The organism is Flammeovirga yaeyamensis (assembly GCF_018736045.1).
In the GTDB taxonomy this organism is placed as follows: Bacteria; Bacteroidota; Bacteroidia; order Cytophagales; family Flammeovirgaceae; genus Flammeovirga; species Flammeovirga yaeyamensis.
This window is the reverse complement of sequence record NZ_CP076132.1, coordinates 2,611,148-2,633,859: the sequence shown is the minus strand read 5'-3', so window position 1 is coordinate 2,633,859 and position 22,712 is coordinate 2,611,148. Positions and strand designations below refer to the sequence as shown.

Genomic DNA, 22,712 nt, shown 5'->3' with positions numbered 1-22,712 from the left:
ACCAAAAAAAGCAAATTATTAACCCAGGACTATAAAAAGTGACTACGACCCGAAGACTTTTTATAGATTATAATACTACTAATTGCTATGAACAAGTCGTTATTACGATCATTGCTCTTCATAATAACTTGTACATTACTATTGTTAAGTAACTGTTTGTTAGGTCAAACTATTGTGAGAGAATATAATGGTACTGTCTACTCCGATCCCAACCAAATTATAAACGGTTGTGGTGGTTTAGCCGTAGAGTTTAGTGTAAGTCCACAAGCTGGACATACCTACTCTAATTTTTCTTGGTCCATTGTCAGTGGTGGTACTTCTACCCCTTTTTCGAGTTTAGCAAATCCATTCGAACAGTTCAACACACCTGGGTTATACAGTGTTGAAGTGACTTATACAGACGATGTAGATGGGGTCGTAACATTGAACACAGCTGTAAATTCAATAGTTGTTTTCACCCAACCTTCAGGATCTTTTTATGCCAGTCGGACCAATGTCTGTGTTGGAGATAATATAACTCTTTACAACACCACACCCGGTACCTTTAACAGCTTAGAATTTTTAGTAGATAACCAATTATATACCGTAACAGGCGATTCAGCAGTCATTACCTTAAATAATCCAGGTCAGTTTGAAGTTGCTTTAAGTGGTTCAAGCTCCGATGGTTGTTCTTTTATTTACAGAGAAACGGATTATATAACGGTTCAAGCTCCATTTACAACTTCTTTTACTACATCTCAAACCTTAAGTTGTGCCGCCTCTCAATTAGTAACTTTTACTGCCACATCCACTGATGTTGATGGGAATACTGTGAATCCAACCTATTATTGGGACTTTGGTGATGGCACCTTGGATACCACTTCAACAGCTACAGCTTCACATACTTTTAATTCAGGAGGAGGTTCTGATTTTACTGTTACATTAGCTTCATCATTAAATAATTGTGATGGAACATCCACAGATACAGAGGTCATATCCTTTAGAGATGTAAGTACTTTATATCAAAATGCTGTGATATCAGGAACCTGTAACACTTATGTTGTCACTTATAATCCAAATCCAGTTGATCCCCTATTTTCTGGTGGCCAACTTACTTGGGATTGGGGTGATGGAACTATAGAAACCATTAATATTGGTGATGTAGCCACCCACACTTACAGTAATCCTAACCCTACTCCTGTAGTAGTCAATATCTCAGCCAATGTACAAGGTGTAGTGGATAACAGTTGTACTTTTACAGATACCCAAACGATACCTATTTTACCACAAGCCGGTATATCTATTGCCGCCAACGATGTAGATTATTGTAGTAATAATTTTTCAGTCATTGTCAATGCCGTCAACCTCCAAAATGTCACCAATTTCTATTGGGTAGTTGATGGAGGTGTAGCACAAGGAGCAAATGAAATGACCGACACATTGAATGTAGTCGGTTTTGGCACGCATAATATTGAGCTTTGGTTTGATGCTCAAACAGGTGATCCAAACGATAATTGTGCATTAAATACCATAGAAGTCTATTCAGCACCAATCGATATTGCCATTGCAGGACCAATTATCGCTTGTGAACCATCAAGTGATACTTTTACGCCATCCATTACTTGGACAGATCGAAATGGAGCCACAGTGGCGAACCCATTTACAGTAAATTCTGAATCTTGGGATGTTTTAAATACCAATACCGGTGTAACAACGAATTATACCTCAAACCCACTGACTTTCACTAACCTTCCTCATGGACTTTACGAAATTGAATACACCGTAAACACAGATCCAATTGGCGATAATGCTGGTTGTTCATATACCTCTGCTCCCTATACTTATCAAGTAGGTGAAGTATTTGACTTTCCGACATTAAATGCTTCTCCAACTACCATTTGTATTGGTACCACAGTGGCCTTTTCTACAACAACAAATGCAGACACTGCTGGATTAGGATTATCAGGTGACTACCCTATCATTTATGAATATCAGTATGCGAATAATCTGCCTTGGGTAACCGTTGGCCCTGGAGGAAATGGTGCTTATTATTATGGTGATATTGTTGATGATAACAGAGTACCACTTCCTGCTACCTTCCAAGTAAGTATCAGAGCAGTTATCAATGGATGTACTGGTCAACCTACCACACGAACAATAACTATCAATCCTTCCGAAGCAGAACACGAAATCACTACGGATGATTGTAATCCTACAGGCCTTACCATCGTCAATAACTCTTTAGGGACTACCGATACCGATTATCAATGGACAGTAACAATTGATCCTCCAGGTAATGGTGCTACCGATCAAGTAACATGGACCTCACCGGTGACTAAAGATGAAAATTATATCTTTACTTCAGATGGTACATTTCCTACTTTTACAGGTTATTCAGCAGGTGAAATTCCAGAAAGTTCTACCGTTGATGTGAGAATTACAGCCACAGAACCAGTTAATGGATGTTCTGATGTGGAAGACACCACGATTGTAATGCCTGGTCCACTCCCGGTTTTAGCTCCAACTCCATCAACATCTACAGGAACATGTATCAATCAAAACTTAGTATTTGATGCTGGAGATGGGAATTTAGGAGCACTTTATTCTTGGACTTTTACACAAATCGCAGATCCCACCATTCAATTCACTTTTGCAAGTAATAATAGTATTGTAAATACTTCTTTCCCTATTCCTGGCGATTATAATGGACAAGTAACAGTAACAACAGCTGGTGGATGTACTTTCTCTGAAAATCTCGGACCAATTCAAATTACAGGTGGCTCAGTAACAGTGACAGGAGCTGCCACCGCATGTGTCAATCAATCACTAACATTCCAAGGAACCAATTTGATGTTCAGCCCAACAAGTCCTACATATGAGTGGTTTGTTGACGGTGCCTCAGTAGCTTCAGGTACTGTTCCGGGAACTGGTCTTGTACCAGATTTGACGGGTGTGGTATTTAGTACCCCAAATTCACCTCAAAGTTTAGCACATACGATTACATTAGAATTGACCGTAAACGGATGTTCTGCAAGCTATTCTCACGATATTACTGTAACGAAACCGGAGTTTTCATTTCCACTTCCACATAGCAACTTTGTAAGCTTTGATTACATCTGTGATGAAGTAGTGACAGTTTTAGATTTAGATTTAGATGTCAATGAAGTCTACAACTTAAATACTGCCACAATTAATTTCTTTACAGGTGGTGTGGGTGTTGGTCAGGTCACTCCTAATTCAATTACCAATGATCAAGCTCGATTATCTCTGCCTGCTGGTGCATATACTTTAACCGTAGAAGTTACCGATGAAAACGGGTGTTCTGATAATGAGGATTTATCTTTTACGGTACCCACCATGCGAGAATTGGAAGCCGGATTTACTCCAAACGTGACCAATCTCGTCTGTCCTGGTTTTGTTAGTTTCACTGATTTGGCTAATGAAACTGCAGGAAATACACAACGTAGAGATGACCTTGATATTACTAATACTTTATACGATGTAGATATTGCCCTTTGGCAATGGGATTTTGATAATGATGGAAGTATAGATGCCACCACCACTACGGGAAGTGTTACCCATTATTATGATTCACCTGGTACTTATGATGCCACTGTAACAGTTACGGATGATCATGGTTGTCAGGATACCGCCACACCAATATCAATTGTAGTAGGTGGTACTTCTGGTAGCTACGAAATATTGAAGAAAATTGGTTTCGCTCCAGCGACTACACAGATGGTTGCCTACCCCGTAGATGATCCTAATACAGACATTACCAATACGATTTATCAATGGTCTTCTGGTGATGGCCAATTAGGAACCGATAGTCTTAACACATTTACGTATAGCTCTACTTTAGGTGGTGCACCTATTTCTACCTTCACTCCCAACCTGACTTTCATTGATGAAAACGGTTGTTCTTATCCCGCTGCTTACTCAGGAGATATGACCGTTTTAAGTTGTCCTGATATCTCATCTTCAGACATTACACTCTGTACAGATATAGGAAGCTATAATCTGAATGTGGAGGATATGGCTTGGAATAGTTCATACAATGCATCAGATACTATTGAAACTACTGAATACATGTACTATTGGGATTTAGAATATCAATGGTATGTAGATGGCACTTTGATAAGTGCAGCAGATGGAGGTACTGACCCCGATGTTACTTTTATTCATGGACCTAGTTTCTCTACACCATGGACCGTAAATCCAAATATTGCAACAGGTAGATTATATCGAATTGAAGCACGTATTATTTCCAATTACATCGATAAAATAGACCCAACTAATAATTCATTAAATCAGACAGAATGTACGATGTCTGATGATATTCGAGTGATTTATAACCCAACTCCTGTTGCCAATTTCACTAACGATGAAGTCTGTGAAGGAAGTGCGACAACTTTAGATGCTCGTCCAACTGATTTTGGAATTTACAATGACCAAGCCATCGCTCAATTCGAATGGGATATCGATAATGATGGTACTTACGATATTACGACTACAGATAGTGTGACTACTTATACTTTCCCCACACAAGGGATCTACATCGTCAATTTAAGGACAACATCTGCTGACGGCTGTATTGATACATTTACTGAAAACAATGTAGTGGTCAATGCAAACCCAACAGCTGACTTTACCTATCAAAATGTCTGTCAGACCAGCAATGTTGCCTTTGTTGACAATTCAACTATCACTCCTGTTACTGATGATGAAATAGTACGTTGGGATTGGGATTTCAATTCCAACGGTACTATTGACTTTGGTGGTACAGATACACTTGCCCATCGTTTTCCAACCATCGATTTCAGCACTCAATTAGATGGTAATGGAACACTAATTGGTAACGATCAAGTTTTAACTACAACCCTAACCGTTACCACTAACAAAGGTTGTACTCATTCATTTACTGCCAATTCAAACACCACCTTGGTATATATGTTTAATAATCCTGATTCAGAGTTAGAAGCAGAAAGATTATCAGATGGTGTACCTAATGAAGTTTGTTTAGGTCAAACAATGCAATTTAGAGATCGGTCAACAGTTGATAATTCTAATTTAGCGACATTTATTGCAGCAGGCGATATCCCTGCTAATGTGAATGATATAGTCGCTTGGTTCTGGGATTTTGGAGATGGTAATACATCAAACGCTCAAGATCCTCAACACTTATATGCAGCAAGTGGTGCCTACAATGTCACCTTAGTAGTAACTACTGCGAGAGGCTGTAATGATGTAGATAATATTACCGTAAACGTAAGAGAAAACCCTGATCCTGAAATTGGTCAAGATAGTATTATTGTCAATGATGATGTCACTGTTCAGCTTCGTCCGGTTGCCAGTAGTATGACTAACTTTGCTTATCAATGGTCGGTGCTTTCAGGTCCAACAAACGGTACCGTAACACAATCTGCATTAAATATTCACAATGCGACTGTTGATACGGATGAAACTGATTTTAATAACGGAGAAAGTGTCATCGATATTCGTTATCAATTAGAAATAGTAGATAACAATTTCCCGACAGCTTGTACTACATACGATACTGTTGATGTTCAATTCCATAGAGTTCCGAGAATTGATTTAGATACTACTTTAAATGATTGTGGTACTACAGCTTCTTATATTGCACGACCATTTGGCACAGAAATTATCTCAGGATTTAACTATGCCTGGACAAACGTAGTAACTACAGGAGGTACTGTGACTACTACCGACCCTACCTTACAAGATTTCACAATAACCCCCACATCATTTGATGCGGGTAGCACACGAATTTATACTAAGTATTATATCGATGTGACCAACTCTATTGGAGGTGCAGATAGAGATAGTATAGAATTCTATTTCTACAGAGAACCTGATTATGCAGCTTGGGATCAATACGTCCCTATCTGTTCAACTGCAGATAGAAACTTATATACCATCACCTTTAACCCATTTGGAACAGAGTCTTTACCTCATGGTAATGGATACAACTACTCTTGGAGTATGACGAACACTCCTGCTGACCATAATGTTGATCCAGCATTTTTAGGTGATTTAGTCAACCAAGTAACAACCAATACCACTGATCAAAACTTAAGCTTAACGCTGACGGAAGATTATTTTGTTGATGACTCTTTGAATCTAAGTTTCGACATCACTTTACTTGTTGAAAATACTTACAGCAATACTTGTCAAGAAGATACAACTGTAACGATCAATTTGGAACGTATTCCTAGAAACTTCACTTTGACAGATCCAAGAGTAGATCCTTGTAATCTTTCTGTTACATTAAATCATCATACTGAAACATTGGATTTTAATTATAGATGGAGACGTGTCAGCGTTTCATCGGGATATAATGGAGCAAATATTAACGAAACCTATAATCAAACAAGAAGCTTATCATTTACTGATGCTGATTTTGCCAACGGTGCATCAGAATTTACGGTTAGGATGAATAACCGTGTTAGAAAGAAAAATCCAAACACAGGACTGGATGCTAGTCCTCATTGTGGGTTAAATAGAAATATTGATTTAGTATTTTATAGAACGCCTAGCATAAGTTTTACAGAAACTAAATTAGGAGGAAATCCATGTGCAGCTACTGCTGAAATATCATCGGGTACTGAGGTGATTCCTGGGTTTACCTACTCATGGAACCAAACATCAGTTACAGGAGGTACACTTTCTGAAGATGCATTAAACAATAAAGACATTAACTTGACAGTGGCAAGTTGGGATTTAAATCAAACGATCATTACTGCCACTTATGAATTGACGGTGACCAATACCAACTCGCCAACTTGTATGGATGTGCAATCCTATACCATTCAATTCTTCAGAACTCCAGAAATAGATTATACACCAAGTTCGATCAATTGTATTTTAACCGATACGATTACGGCAAATAGTGAAGCTTTAAGCGGTGCAACTTTCTTCTGGAACGTTAATTCTTTAACTGGAGGTACGATTGATTCTACAAATAATGGAAATCAATATATAATTGAAGTGGATGATTTTGATGTGGGATCACATAGATTGGATGCACAATACAATCTGCAAATCATGAACAGTACTATGAGTACTTGTGATGATGATACCACTTTCAATATCAGTTTCTTTAGAACGCCGGACATTAGTTTCGTTCAAACTAGAACAGATTCTTGTTCATTAGTTAACACTCTCCAACCCTTCGGTACGGAAGTGATTGCAGGTTACAACTATACTTGGAGAGAATTGTATGTAAATGGTGGTACAGTAACCACTTCATCATTAACCGATCAAGATTTAACGGTTACCGCCAATACTTTTGACCAAGACACCGCATATATCGTTGTGGCTTATGAGTTGACCGCTAGAAATACCGATTCTTTTGGATGTACTGATGTCGATACTGTTGAATTTAGATTCTACCGTACACCAAATGTTGATAATTATACCACTACTGTTCCATTGGATTCTTGTGGATTGTATGCTTTTGCTTATCCATTAGGACAAACTGAAATAATCAATCATGGAAGTGGATTTGATTATACTTGGACGTTTGATAGTGTAACAGGTGCTGGTGCTGATGGCATGACATTACCTACTGGGATAATGGATTCCATTACCAACAAACAGAATGATCAAAATTTTGGGTTAATCATGCCAATTACTGCTTTTGCAAGTGGAAGTCATGAAATTCAATTGACTCTAGATCTACATATTGAACATTCAGAAACCAATGTTACTTGTTCTGAAGACACTACAATCACCTTATCATTTAAACGACCTCCTGTAATAGACATGAAGGAAGTAAAAGTAGATAGTTGTGCGTATACATCCACTCTACAACCATTCGGGACAGAAGCAGTTGCAGGTTTCAACTATCAATGGCAAATCACTGATATCACAGGGTATGATGGGAACGATGGAAATCCAGCCAATGATTTAACAATTGGCAACCTAGCCACCACTCAAGACTTGAGCATAACGATTACAGATGATGATTTTATTGATACAGAATCAAAAATCACCATTGCATTACAATTAGATGTTAGCAATAGTTTAGCCTCTGGGAACACTTCATGTCAAGATATATCCTTTGATACCCTTACCTTCTATCGTACTCCGATTATAGATCCAGCTTTTGCTTTCAATAAATTGGCAAATTGTGATCATTCAGGTACCATTGAACCATTCCCGACCAACATCAACGGGTTTGTCTATGTGTGGACTCCTGTTACAGTTAATGGAGGTGCAGTTACCAATACATCATTGGCATCAAGACAAATTACTTTAGATGTCGATTCGTTCGATACCAATAGTTTACAAATTGATGGAACCTATCGATTGAGAGTTTTTAATGCAGAAGTACCATCATGTTTTGATCAGGAAGATGTGAATTTTGAGTTTTATAGAACACCAGAAATTACTTTCTCTGATTTAACTATTCCTTGTGCTGTTGAAAATTCAAGCATCACCTTATCGACCATGAATGAAGCCTTTACGAATAATGGTGAAACATTCATATGGCATTTGGATAACATCAATGGTGGTACTATTGATTCGACAAATAACAATTCAGAATTTATTGTTGATGTCGATACATGGGATGCCAATTCTGCACAAATAGATGTTCAATATACCGTATCAATTAGCAACAGTTCTGCACATACATGTGATGATGATACTACTTTCTCATTGACCTTCTATCGTCAGCCTGAAATTCAATTCTTGTCTACTCGAACCGACTCTTGTGCTCAAGTAGAAACCATGGAAGCCTTTAATGGAGAATCCCTGCCATTATTTGCAAGAACTTGGAGACAACTTTCAGTCACTGGTGGTGCTGTAACCCAAAACTCTGCTGCTAATGATCCTATTTTAGAAGTGGAAGTCGATACTTTCGCCATGCATTCAGCAGAAATCACAGTGCAATATGAGTTAATTGCGCAAAATACGATATCACCTACTTGTTTTGATACAGATACCGTAGAATTCAAATTATATAGAAATCCAGATTTTACTGCCTACATACAAAATGATCCATTCGGACTTTGTGGTGGACTTTTTAGAGCTCAGCCTTTAGGAATGAATGAAGTAATTAATCACGGAACTGGATTTGATTATCAATGGACTTTAGACCCGGCAACAGTAACAGGAGCTGCAGGTGGAGTATTGATTAGTTCTGTGATGGACTCTATCAATTTCTATCAAAATATGCAAGACATGGAATTACAAGTACCTGATTCTGCCTATGCTGATGGAAGTAATATGATTCAGTTTGAAATGGATTTAGAAATCAAGCACTCTAATCCTAATCTTGCAGCATGTTCTGTAACAGATACTACGATTCTTTTCCAATATCTTCGTTATCCTGATATTGATATTACTGAAACTAGAACCGATTCATGTGATCTTTCAACAACCCTTCAGCCTTTTGGTACAGAAATGATTGGGGGTTACAATTACGATTGGGAAATCACGAATATTACGGGTTATGATGGCTCAACATATAATGTTGGTGATAGCTATACCACTCAAAATACAGTTTTCACAGTTACAGACACAGATTTTGATAATACAGAATCTCATATAGCTATTTCTATAAGATTAACAGTAGAAAATCAATTAGGACCTGCTGATCCATCTTGTACGAACACCGTAAATTATGTACTTAATTTTTACAGAACGCCTGATATTCAAAATCCATTCTTAGCACAAAAAGCTGCGCAATGTGATTGGAATGCAAGTGCCTCTCCTTTCCCTACGGATGTGAATGGCTATACTTATGTTTGGTCCATCGATTCCATTAGAAATGGTGCAATTACCGATAATTCTGCCTTAGCACAAAGAGAGCTCTTAGTACAAGTCGATAGTTTCGATAACTTAGAATCGATCATGTATGTGCATTATAAGTTGAGAGTGATCAATACGTTATCAAACGATTGTTTTGATGAGGATACAGTGAGCTTTGTTTTCTATAGAACGCCTGAGATACAATTAACGAATTTATCTGGTGCATGTCAGAACTCCATCAATGTGTCATCTCATAACGAAATGCTAAATGATGTTGACTTTGACTGGAATCAAAATAGCATTACCGGTGGTACAATTGTAACAAACCCGGTTATGCCTGACGGAAATAGAGATGTAACGTTTAATGTGGGAAGTTTTAATGCCGGAGCTTCTCAGATAGATGCAAATTATACTATTACTATGTTGAATTCTGGTGCGTCTATGTGTGATGATGATACGACATTTAGCTTTACGCTATTTAGAGAACCGGAAATTAATTTGACGTATACTAGAGCAAGTAATGATAGCTGTAGTAATAACTTGACTTTACGACCTTATGCCTCGGAATCCATTTCTGGCTTCACGAACAATTGGTCGCAATTATCGATTAATGGTGGTGCTATTACGACATCAAGTTTAACAAATGAAGATTTAACGTTGACAGTGGATACCTTCGCTATTAATTCGACTAGAATTGATACACGTTACGCTATTACATCGTTCAATACCAATTCCCCTGCTTGTGAAGATTCTTCAGCGATTTCCACTACCCTTTATCGTCAGCCAGATTTTACTGCTTTTGTTGAACAAAGAACGGCGGGTGATTGTGGGTTGAGCATTGATTTCTATCCTTTAGGATTGACTGAAAACATTGCCCATAATAGTGGTTTTGATTATACTTGGACATTGGATGCATTAAATATCACAGGTGCAGGAGCAGATGGATCTACCCTTCCTCAAGCAGTTCTTGATAGCATCAACAACCAAGTGAATGATCAAAACTTCTCATTAGAAATGCCAATGGATGCCTTTGCTGATGGAAGTAATACGATTGTTGTTCCTATGACGATCGAGATCCAAAATTCAGATCAGAATTCATGCGTAGCTTCTTTAGATACAAGCCTTATTTTCTATCGCCCTGCGACTATTGATATTCAACAAAGTTTAGTGGATTGTGGAGTGGAAAATATTATCACTCCTTATGGAACAGAAAATGTGAGTGCAAGCTTTAATTTCAATTGGACTATTGCCGCTGTTGGAGGTACAATTAGCAATTCAAGTTTGACTGGTCAGGATCTTACGTTAAATGCTCCGGTATTTAATGCAGGAAGTGATACTATTTTAGTGGATGTAACACTAAATGTCGAAAATGCTGCCAATACCCTTTGTGAAAGAGATACTGCATTTAGGTTCTATTTCTACCGTCAGCCAAGTATTGTATTGAATCAAAATATGGTAGCTTGCGATACGATCAACCTGATTTCGAGTTTAGGTACTGAAACTATAAATGGTTTTGATTACCTATGGGATAGCCTAAGTGTAATCGGTGGTGATGTGATGATCAATGCTCCATACAGTATTTCGACGCAAAATATTGAATTTGCTAAATCAGCTTTTGATTCTGGAAGTCATAAAATAGTAGCTGATTATCGATTAACCGTTAGTAATCAAGATACATTGGGTAATAGCATTTGTAATGATATTGAGAATGTGAATTTCACTATGTATAGAACACCTTATATCAATGTAGTACAATCATTAACTGCGGGCGATTGTGGTGCTCAAAACAATATCAGTTTATTTGATAATGAAACGATTAGTGGATTTAATGTGACTTGGACGGAGGTTTCTGTGAATGGAGGTACCATCAACTTATCTTCTACTACTGATCAAAATGTCACTTTTAACAACCCAGTATTTGATCCTGCTTCTAATCAAATTGACGTAAACTATACGGTCTATGTAGAGAATTCTGAATCGTCTACATGCAACGATACAGAAACGGTGACTTTCACTTTCTACAGAACACCTGATGCTACTATTGCGAGTATCAACCCTGAATGTTCGAATACAAGTATCACTTTAAATACAGTAGAGAATTATGTTCCTCAGTTTACTTATACTTGGAATTTATTGAATACGACGGCCGATAATAATCCAAATACTGAAGCATTGACATCTCCTGCGGTGAGTCAGTTAAACAATACGTATATTTTGAATACTCCGGTGGATCAAACGGGCTTCTTCCCTACAGGTGCAGCTCAAATGACGTATCAATACGAAGTGATAGTGACTAATAATCTATCACCTACTTGTTTTGATAGAGATACCATTGAAGCCAACTTCTATAGAATGCCAATTATAGCAGCGACTCAGTCGTTAGACAGTTCTGCCTGTGAGCAAAATAATATCATTCGTCCGTTTGGTACGGAAGTGATTCCAAATTTCGCCTATAATTGGTCGCAAGTATCCATTAATGGAGGTACCATAGATACAACACATATCAATAATGGTCAGGATGTAGAGTTTACAGTAACTTCATTCGACTCATTAAGTCATAGAATAGATGTATCCTACACCGTAGATGTTACTAATCTAGCAGGAAGTTGTACGGATACAGAAACCTTTAATTTTACTTTCTTCAGAACACCACAAACCGATCTTTCCATGTTAAACCTAAGCCCTGTGTGTAGAGGAACTCAAGTGGTGTTATTCCCTACCGAGGCAAACAATCCGGGTTATCAATACACTTGGAACCGTATAAGCATTCTTACGGACAATGGTATTGACTTATTGTCCGGAGGAGTATATCCAATTGAGAGCGGATTGAATACACATACCATTACCTTAGATCACAACCCTGCCTTCCCGAATACGGGAGTGAGAGTAACTGCTGTTTACGAACTGCAAGTGATGAACATGGATAATGGATGTATCACTTCCGATCAGGTAACGGTTGTCTTTGACCGTGAAGCAATGTTGGGTCTTACGTCTTCTACCTTTAACGTATGTGATGATACTGATTTGACGTTACAAACAGTAGAACAACGTCCGGATAACTACAATTACACATGGACTATCGATAGTATCTATACCGACAACAGTGCCGCAATTAGCAATTTGATGAACTTCGATACATCAGTAGGTGGTGCTTTGACGATTGATACAGATCCTGCTGATTTCCCTAGCGGAGCAACGTTAATAACGGCGGTGATAGATGTCGATGCTCAAAATCAGTTAAACAACAACTGTAGTGCAGATACGAGTTATACCGTAGAATTGGCTCGACGACCAATGATTGCCTTTACAGATAATCATGCAGAATGTGCATTAGATACTGTAACGATTAGACCTTTTGGTAACGAAACTATTAATGGTTTCGATTATACATGGAGTATTTCTAGTATCGATGGATTTAATGGAACAACTGCCGATATCATCAATGGTCAGACCAATAATCAGAACTTATCATTACATATTGATGATGATGACTTTATGGTCGGTCGCTCTCAAGTTGAAATAACATTCGATTTAGTAGTTGATAATCCTAACGGTCCTACCTGTAGCGATAATCAAACACATACCTTGATCTTCTTTAGAGTACCGAACATAGATTTCACAGCTACTAAAGCAGGAAATGATTCTTGTGCTAATGAAATCACCATTTCTCCATTCTCAGAAACAGTAAGTGATTATCAATATGCATGGTCGAAATTAAATGAAATGAATGGTAGTGTTTCTGAAGTGAATACATCCGTTAGAGATTTAGTCGTAAATGCTCCGGTATTTGATCAAGGAGAAACTCAAATTGATGTGACCTATGAGTTACAAATTACGAACATGAATCCGCTTGCGACTTCGAGTTGTGTTACTACAGAACAAGTAACAATTAGCTTCTTCAAAACTCCAGTACTTGCTACGAATTTAAATACCAATGTGATCGGCTGTGGTGATCAAGCAATGTTTAAAGCATTGACTTTCCCAATCACTGCAGATCAACGATCGAATTATATATTTGAATGGACTTTAAATTCAGTGAATGGAGGTACTGTGGATACTTTATCAAGATATGATAGTTTAGAAATGAACCGCCTAACTTTTGATAATGGATCAGGTACTGTCGAAGTGAATGTTGATGTTACCGCAAGAAATGCTTATCAATCCACCTCATGTTTCAGTACACAAAACGATGTGATTGAATTCTACAGAATTCCTAATAACACCCTTACTCCTAGTTCATCTGATATTTGTGAAGACCAAAGTATTGTGATAACCACTGGAGAAGAATTAGTACGTGATTTTGATTATGTATGGTCGCTTAACATTACAGATGATCTGAGCTTAAATACAGGTACGATCGATACCACATCATTAGGATCTGGTGGACATGAATTGACCATGAGGTTACCTACCTTCCCGAATGGGACATCGTATATAGAAGTTGAAGCTACGTTAGTGACAACACATAGAGTAAGCGGTTGTGCCGATACAGAAGTGACTACGGTTCGTTTCCATAGACAACCAACTGTTAGTTTAATTGCCTCTCCTATCACTTCTTGTGAGACCGGTAGTATTACTATTAGACCGACAGAAGGTGAAGTTTCGAACTTTGATTATACATGGACGAGAACTCAATTCATTAGTGATGTTTCTGATGATACAGGTATCAACTTAGTTGAAACGCCATCAGCATCGAATTACGAGATGGTACTATCTGCGCCTGAATTCCCTCAAGGTGCGGCTCAAGTCACTGCCCGTTATAAATTAACGATTGGAAATCAGACTAATCCTTATTGTGCGAGTACATCAGATTCTATTGATATTACGTTCTTTAGAACTCCGGAAGCGGTATTAGGTAATGATTCTCTTCTATCTTGTGGAACCACACAATTTGTCATTCAACCCGTAAATGAAGAACAAATCAATAACTTCAATTACAATTGGACGGTGGATCAATTAGATACGGATATTACATCAAATGATGGTAGAGCCTCTGTTAGTATTAATACAAATGGGGATTATGCTCCATCGGTAATGATCAATACTATTCCGGTCGATGCTTCTTATGTTACCGCACATATTAGCTTGGCGACACAAAATACTTTTAGCAGCTGTGGTACATCAATAGATCAGCAATTGGTTACTTTCTTAAGAACTCCTGAGGTGACGTTACCACAGACGGGATTAAGCGGTTGTGATAACTCAACCTTTAACGTTCAACCATCCGAAGTATATTGGAGTGGTATGGATTATCAATGGAGTTTAATTGATGTTACCGGCGGATCAGTAGCGACTCAGATCAATTTAACTGGTCATCGTGCTACATTTGCCGATCCAGTATTTAATGACAACGCATATGAGGTAACCGCAAAAGCGGTATTGAATGTAAGCAACCGATTAGATGCTACTTGCGAGGCATCGGATACGACCTTAATTACTTTCTACAGAACGCCTGTGGCAGGGTTTGCACCTGATAATGGTTTTGGTTGTCAAGGATTATTGGTGAATTTCAATACAGACACATCAATTTCGCCAGATCCGAATAGTTTATATGAATGGGATTTCAATAACGATGGCACTTACGATGACTCATCAAATGGCGATATTACTTATACTTTCAATACGATAGGTACGCATACAGTGAATCTAAGAATTACTACTCCTTCGGGATGTGTATCAAATATAGCATCATACAATGTGGAAGTATATGAAGTACCTACTGCATCCTTTACGGTAAATGATATCTGTTTAGGTGATGTAGCTTCCTTCTTAAATACCACTCCTCAATTGGCATCATCAGGAAACCATGCTATACAAACGGTGGAATGGGACTTTGATTATGATGGTAATGCTGGGCCTAATTTCTCAGCATACAATACGAGAACGACAGATGCGACATATCAATATCCTGAAGCGGGTACGTTTGCTGTATTGGTAAAAGTAACTAACGTGGGAGGTTGTTCGAATACCTTTGTGGATAGTATTAAAGTCACTCCTCCACCTGTATTAACTATGCCAACAGATGTTTGGATTTGTACGGATGGATCGACTACGATAACACCTACTACAGATGTTCCTGTTACTTATAATTGGTCGACAGGGGCTACAACTCCTACAATAGATGTTGCACCTTCTACAGAAACCACGTATACATTAACGGTAACAAACGATGTTGGATGTTCCACTACTCAAGATATCACTATCCACATTGTGCCTGATGTAGTCGAAGGTTTTGTCATGGAGTCTTGTGATACTGACCCTATCACTTTCGATGGCCGTATTCCTGAATACCCAGGAATAGTACAGTCGTACGAATGGAGTACTGGAGAAACTACTCCAACCATTGAAGTATTAGAAACAGGTACTTATACATTACGTACTATTGTGGAGCATGAATCGGGTACACGATGCGAATATACACACGATTACCAAGCCACTTTCCACCCGAATCCAGGAAGAGTGCTTGAGGATACCACTTTCTGTTTCGAGTTTGGAGACGTATTAGAGATTGCAGCTATTGAAGGTGATAATTTCTCTTACTCATGGAACACAGGAGAAACTACAAGAGTAGTTACAAAAGACCGTTCTGGTGTATTTACAGTAATGGTAATTGATGAAACACACGATACAAGATGTTCTACTGTAGACACGATTAATGTCAACCAAATCTGTCCTCCAAGAATGTTTGCTCCAAATGCTTTTACTCCTAACGGTGACGGAAATAACGACGAGTTCTTGTTAGAACCAGCCTATGCAATAGATATTGAATTAAATGTCTATAACAATTGGGGTGAATCTATATTCCACAGAGAATACAGCACATCATTTGAAGCAAGTACAAAAGGTAATGGATGGGACGGTACCTATAAAAATGCAATTATGATGTCGGGTAACTACAATTATACTATCCGATACGTTTCCGAAATTGATGGAAGTGTGATTGAGAAACAAGGTAGTATTTTGTTGATTCGATAGTTTAATAATCTAATTGAATTATATAGAAAACCCCGGATTTAACCCGGGGTTTTTGATACATAAATATTTATATCAAATTCTATGTTTTCAATTTACATTAAATCTCAAACTTCACCCCTGTTTCTTTCTCAGATAATTCCCAAAGTCTTTTGGATACTTCTTTATCTTTTGCATGAGGTTCAATATGATGTGCTCCAACCGGTCCCACCCAATTGCTTCTACCTGTTGGGCCATAAAATCCTGTTTGATCTAAATCCGGTTCTGTAGCACACATTAATTGGGGATATGCTCCTTTTTCTGCAGTTTGTGTTAATGGTGATAGTTTCATTAGATTGAATATCATTCTCATCATGAAGCTACCACTCGTATTAATTAAATTTGTTCTAGAAGAACCTGGGTGACAAGCATAGGCTTTTACATTGTTATTCCCTGCCGCTTTTAATCGATCCTGTAATTCATAAATTGACATGATCTGTGCTAATTTACTTTGGCTATATGCATTATTAGCAGTGTAATCATTATCCCAATTTAAATCATCGAATTTGATGGTTTTGATACCCATATCATAACCCATACTACCGACTGTAACAATACGGCCATGAGATTTTTCGATTAATGGAAATAATAATGCTTGAAGAGTATAATTACCATAATAATTCGTTCCCATTTGGCTTTCCCATCCATCTTCAGTCATTACTTGATTAGGTACTTGAGCAATTGCAGCATTACATATTAAGGCATCAATTTGATCAACCGATGTTAAAACTTCCTCAGCTGCTTTCTTTACAGATGACTGAGATGACAAATCCATTTTAATAGCAGAGACTTTGATTTCCTGACCTAATTCTTGTTTCAAAGTCGCCATAGTATCCTCAGATTTCTTAGGATTTCTATTAAGCATGACCACTTTAGCACCTTTAGATAATAAGATTTTGGCTGCTTCAAAACCAGTTCCACTAGTTGTACCAGTAAGCACAAATGTTTTACCATTTAAATTACCGATTCTCTCAGGTGTCCATCCTTTTCTACCAAATTGATTTGTACTCATTTTCTTTTACTTTTATGTGATTAATTGATAATACAAATATTGCAGTTAGTTATCGTTCATTTATTATACAAAAGTTCGGATTGTGTACACTTTTTGGTAAATGACTAATTTGATGTAATCATCTAAAATCTTACTCATCCATATCTTCTTCTAACCAAGCTGAATCCAAGAAATATTTATTATAGTTTTTATTAAAGCTACCAAACATTAATGTTGTATCTGAAGAGCTAACCGTTAACCAAGATCCACTATTAATCGAATATGTAAATTCATTTTCCCCTTGACTTAACTTACCCTCTATTTCACATGGATAATGTCCAAATGAATGATGCCACTCTGGTCCACTAATAGATTGAGCATCTTTAATAATTCTTTGAATCTGAGCATGACCTAAGTTCCATTTCTCACAGACTGATTTACCATTATCAGATGAAGGATATTCGTTAGATTTTTTAATTGTAACTATTTGGAATTCTTTAGATTTGTCAAAAGGCTCAGAGTTTTTTGATTCGGAAAATTTATTTTCTGGATTACTTGATAGTAATAATGATAAAAGTAGAAGTGTAATGTTTAGTTTCATGGTAATGCTTTCGTTAGTAGTTATAATTAAGAAAATTACTGATGAACTAATTTTATTATGATTTTATCATACAGGTCATCTCCCTTTCTGATAAAACTAATATTCCTTATATTTAAAGGATCTATATCTCTTAACTTATTTAATTGAGAATATAAGAGAGTATCATTTTCTATTAATAAGATAGGTCTTTCATCTCCTGTGCTATGTTGGAATATTTTAAATATCTTATCAATAGATGCATTTCTATCATCAATAAATTCTTTATCTGAGTAATGTTTCTTTTCCCATTCATAAATATCTTCAGTACTGATTTCATTCATCGTTTCAACATTTATGGAGGTATCAATATTATACATCCAAATAAAGATTAGAGTATACATTACCATACCTGTGATTATTGCATTTTTTCTTTGACGATGAAGAATTAAATACCCATCATTTTTTAGTGACCAACGGCGAAATAATTCATTTGGCCATTTTATAATCATTGTTATAATTTCTAAGATGGAATGACTTTCAGTACTTCTAGCTTCCATCTCCAAAAAATATTGTGCCTTTTTATTTAGAAAGTAGTTTTGGATTTTTTTATACTGAGCTTCATCAGATATATTTCTTATATACAATTCTTCTTTAGCTTGATCAATTGCAATTGTATTCCAGCTTTCTTTTTCTGCTAGGATTTCAATAAGTTCTTCTGTATCTCTTGTTGCTATTGGTGGATTAAATTCCATTGAAAGTTTGCTCATTCTTACTTTAATATTTCACTTCACTCAAGTTTAACTTGAATTTTGGTTAATACAATTATAGTAAACTTTCAGTTAACTTATTATGATTAAATAAATTTGTTGAATAAATCAGAAACCGTTTACATGTATATATGTATTTCACTTCATATTTTACTATCAAATAATATGATATTGTAGGTGCAAGAAGCTACTTACATTCACCTCTTACACCCACAATATTTATTATTCTACTGTCTTACTTTCATTCTCCTGAGGAGATAAGATGATCGTCTTGATTTCAAAAGGAGCAAAAGTTAAAGAACAACTATTCTCTTTTACTTCAATAGCAGAACGCTCGCCTTCATCCATAGTAGATGCAAACATCTCTAATAGTTTTTGACCATTAATTTTTAGCTGACATGTAGTTTCCTTTTTATTTGTTTCATACAAACGAAGAACAATATCTTTTCCTTCTTCCGATTGCTTAATCGTTTGTAACACAATATTATCAGGCAAGCCTGTCAAGAAACTATTGATCATTCCTTTACCATTTTGTTTTTCAAGTGGTTTAATGAGTAATTCTGTATTTAAGGCTTTAGCAGTCTGAATTACTTTCCCCTCGGTCAAATCACCTTGATGTAGTAATACAGCATATGAAAAATGTTCTCCTCCTAAATCACCTGAGGCATCTTGTCCCCAACCTACATTCTTGAGTTCTGAATAATCATGCTTTCTTTGACCATAGCTCATCACTAATCGGATTCCTCCTTCTTTTAAGTTATAACCATAGCGTATATTATCAATCATAGCAAAACCATATTCATCATCAGAAACATCTGCCCACTGATGCACACAAGTTGGTATTTCTAATGAATCTGTTGCTAAAAGTTTTCCTCTACTCACAGGCATGTAACCAAATTGAATACCGTGGTTTGCCGAATCATTTTTTATTGACATTGGGAAATCAACTTCTAGTCGATCTCTTTCATTCCAATCTAATTTTGTATCAAAAGTGAGTAATTTGCTTCCTTTCTTAAGGGATATAATTTGTTGAATCCCTGAGTTTTCATACGATCTATTAAGTTCCAAACTACTGCTTAACGCCCCTTTCTTGTAATTTTTAAAACTGGCTTTCGTTAGAATTACTTTTGGACCTTTTTCTACTTCATGTGGTTGTGCTAGCAATTGGTTCTGCACTTTGCCATCTGGAACAAGTTCTTTCTTTAATTCCTTGTCATAGTAACTCGTGATCTCACCAAACTCGTTGAATTTCACTTTTACAAGGGTATTTTCTAATACTCTCTTGCTAGCTAGTAACTCTTTTTTAATAGTTGTAGGTTTTTCACCATTCACCCAATATAATTTAGCATAACTCATGGCAGGGATTTCAGGCATATTGAGGGATATTTGACCTTTAGTCAATACTTCGTAATTGACCTCATTGTTATTCTCATCGATCAATTTCCATTTTGCTTCTCCATTATATCCTAAAGACATTACACCACTTTGGGGAATCCCAGATGAATTAAACACCAATAATCCATCGTGTTCCATGGCTATTTGTTGTTCCAAATGATCCCATGCTTTTGTTCTTAAACTTAATACCTGTTCGTTTATTCTTTTTAAACTTTCATTGGTTTTGATCATCACCTCAGGAACTGCCATACCTGTAATAATATCATGGAAATGGTACAACAATAATTCTTTCCAAATCGTGGTAAGTTCTTCTTTTGGATAAGTATAACCCGATTGACTTGCCCAAGCTGATAAAGCTTCTGTTTCGCGTAATAGTTGCTCTGCTTTTCTATTTTGCATCTTGATGCCATTGGCCATCATGAAGGTACGTTGAATCCATCTTCTAGGAAGAATTCTTTCATTGTATTCCGCAAAATTGTCTTTTATTTTGACCTGTTCTTGGATATAGTCATACATATTCGACCATTCGACTTTCGGGATGGAAGGTAAATCTTTAACCAATCGTGCCAACTCTAATTGATCTTCGGTGCCTCCACCTCCGCCATCTCCCCAACCAATTAATAATAATTGCTTGTTGGTTGCATCAGCATCTTTAAATCTTTCCCAAGTTCCTACTAGACGTCGAGGTCCAGGATCTGGAGCATTGTAAGTGGTGATTAATTCAGGAGTTGGTACTCTATTACCATGGACAGCGCTAATAAAAGGATATTCCCATGCTGGTGTGGTAAGTGCATTGACCAATATTTCTGATCCATCAATTCCTTTCCAGCGATAAATACTATGATCTATTTTAGGAGTATTTACTCTCATGGCAATCAAATGATTAATTCCAAACCCTTGAGCCACCTGAGGTAAAAATGGTGGGTAACCAAAGGTATCTGGAAGGAATAAAACTGGATTTTTCATTCCTAACTCCTCACGGAAAATGGTCAAACCATATAAGAAGTTACGAATAATACTTTCACCACCTGGAAGATTCACATCTGGTTCTGCATAAGTAGCACCATTAGCCAACCATTGTCCTTCCTCAATTTTATCTAGTACTCGAGCATATAATTCTGGATAAAGTTCTTTGAGACGCTCATAGTGATAGGGCATAGTGAACATATACTTGTATTCTGGATAACGATCCATTAAATACAGATTGTTCATTACTAATCGTTGGATCTTATCATCTGTTTGTGCTAAAGTCCATCGCCAAGCACTATCCAAGTGACCATGCATCAGCATATAAAGTGTTACTTGATTATCTGCTAAGGCAACAATCTTTTGGAATTTCTCTTCGAGCTGAGGTAAATATTTTTTTAACTGAAGATCGAATAATACTGTTCCCGAAATATCGAGGTCTATTTCTGCCATCACTTCATCGGCAAGTTGTCGTATTTCTGTATATCCATTGTCCTCTTCATTAAGAATACTTGCAGCTTCTACCAATACTCTTAGGTACCAATACAATTGATCTATCTCTTTATTTCTTTCTACGATACTAATTTCTCTATAGCCTCTAGGTTTATCAAAAACTCCAAAGCTTTTTAAGCATACCGACTCTACTTTATCCCCAGTCATCAATTGATCTAATGACCAATAAAAATGTTGTCTTAAAAGCGACGCTTTCGCTTCTCCATTAATATAAATCGTTGTTTCTGGCCAACCGACCAGACTCATTTCCATTGGTTTTAAACAAAAGAAACGTTCTTTCTCATTTTTCTCAGGGAGTTCGGGGATATCAAGCCAATAAGAATGTGTAGAGTGTCTGTCGCCTGACATATAAGATGCCGGAACTTTTTGCAGTCCATCTTTCCCTGCCTTGATCAATTCATTTCCTTCTTTCCAATCCTCTTGATAATAGACACTGTCTGCTTTCCATATCACATTATGTCGAAGCTGACTAAGCCTGTATAAATACAAGACTTCATGTGATTTGAAAAAAGGATAAGGCATTACATGACCATCCAAAGCCATATGCCCACCTTCAAGCGCTAAGTGATCACCTTCAGCAGCAGCCTCAATGTATTTAAGCGTTTCTGATGATAATTTGTTAGGTATAGTTTGTCCTGCCAGAATTGTGGCAAAAAAACACAGTGATATTGCAATTATTGATCTTTTCATAAAAGCAATTTACCGTGCCACCAATTGACTGTTCTTTGATTTT

Annotated in this window: 5 protein-coding genes; 1 reads left to right on the top strand and 4 read right to left on the bottom strand. The window is 37.0% G+C overall.

Annotated elements, in window-relative coordinates:
• Positions 1-87: 87 nt before the first annotated feature.
• The gene (locus KMW28_RS10290; RefSeq protein ID WP_215585714.1) at positions 88-16,731 is read left to right on the top strand and encodes a PKD domain-containing protein; all 16,644 of its coding nucleotides are present in this window, start codon (positions 88-90) and stop codon (positions 16,729-16,731) included.
• Between the two features lie 97 nt (positions 16,732-16,828).
• Here the strand turns inward: KMW28_RS10290 and KMW28_RS10285 are convergent, their stop codons facing one another.
• From KMW28_RS10285 to KMW28_RS10270, 4 genes are all read right to left on the bottom strand, one after another.
• On the bottom strand, positions 16,829-17,779 hold the full coding sequence (locus KMW28_RS10285; protein ID WP_169663485.1) for an SDR family oxidoreductase: 951 nt from the start codon (positions 17,777-17,779) through the stop codon (positions 16,829-16,831).
• A 130-nt stretch (positions 17,780-17,909) separates the two neighbouring features.
• Positions 17,910-18,359, bottom strand: coding sequence for a hypothetical protein (locus KMW28_RS10280; protein ID WP_169663486.1), 450 nt, complete (start codon positions 18,357-18,359; stop codon positions 17,910-17,912).
• Positions 18,360-18,394: 35 nt separating this feature from the next.
• Positions 18,395-19,105, bottom strand: coding sequence for a hypothetical protein (locus KMW28_RS10275; RefSeq protein WP_169663487.1), 711 nt, complete (start codon positions 19,103-19,105; stop codon positions 18,395-18,397).
• Positions 19,106-19,327: 222 nt separating this feature from the next.
• The gene (locus KMW28_RS10270) at positions 19,328-22,669 is read right to left on the bottom strand and encodes an alpha-mannosidase (RefSeq protein ID WP_169663488.1); all 3,342 of its coding nucleotides are present in this window, start codon (positions 22,667-22,669) and stop codon (positions 19,328-19,330) included.
• Positions 22,670-22,712 lie beyond the last annotated feature (43 nt).

What these genes read in the sequence shown, in the direction of transcription:
- KMW28_RS10290 (WP_215585714.1), top strand. Translation starts at nt 88, where the DNA reads ATGAACAAGTCGTTATTACGATCATTGCTCTTCATAATAACTTGTACA.
- KMW28_RS10285 (WP_169663485.1), bottom strand. Translation starts at nt 17,779, where the DNA reads ATGAGTACAAATCAATTTGGTAGAAAAGGATGGACACCTGAGAGAATC.
- KMW28_RS10280 (WP_169663486.1), bottom strand. Translation starts at nt 18,359, where the DNA reads ATGAAACTAAACATTACACTTCTACTTTTATCATTATTACTATCAAGT.
- KMW28_RS10275 (WP_169663487.1), bottom strand. Translation starts at nt 19,105, where the DNA reads ATGAGCAAACTTTCAATGGAATTTAATCCACCAATAGCAACAAGAGAT.
- KMW28_RS10270 (WP_169663488.1), bottom strand. Translation starts at nt 22,669, where the DNA reads ATGAAAAGATCAATAATTGCAATATCACTGTGTTTTTTTGCCACAATT.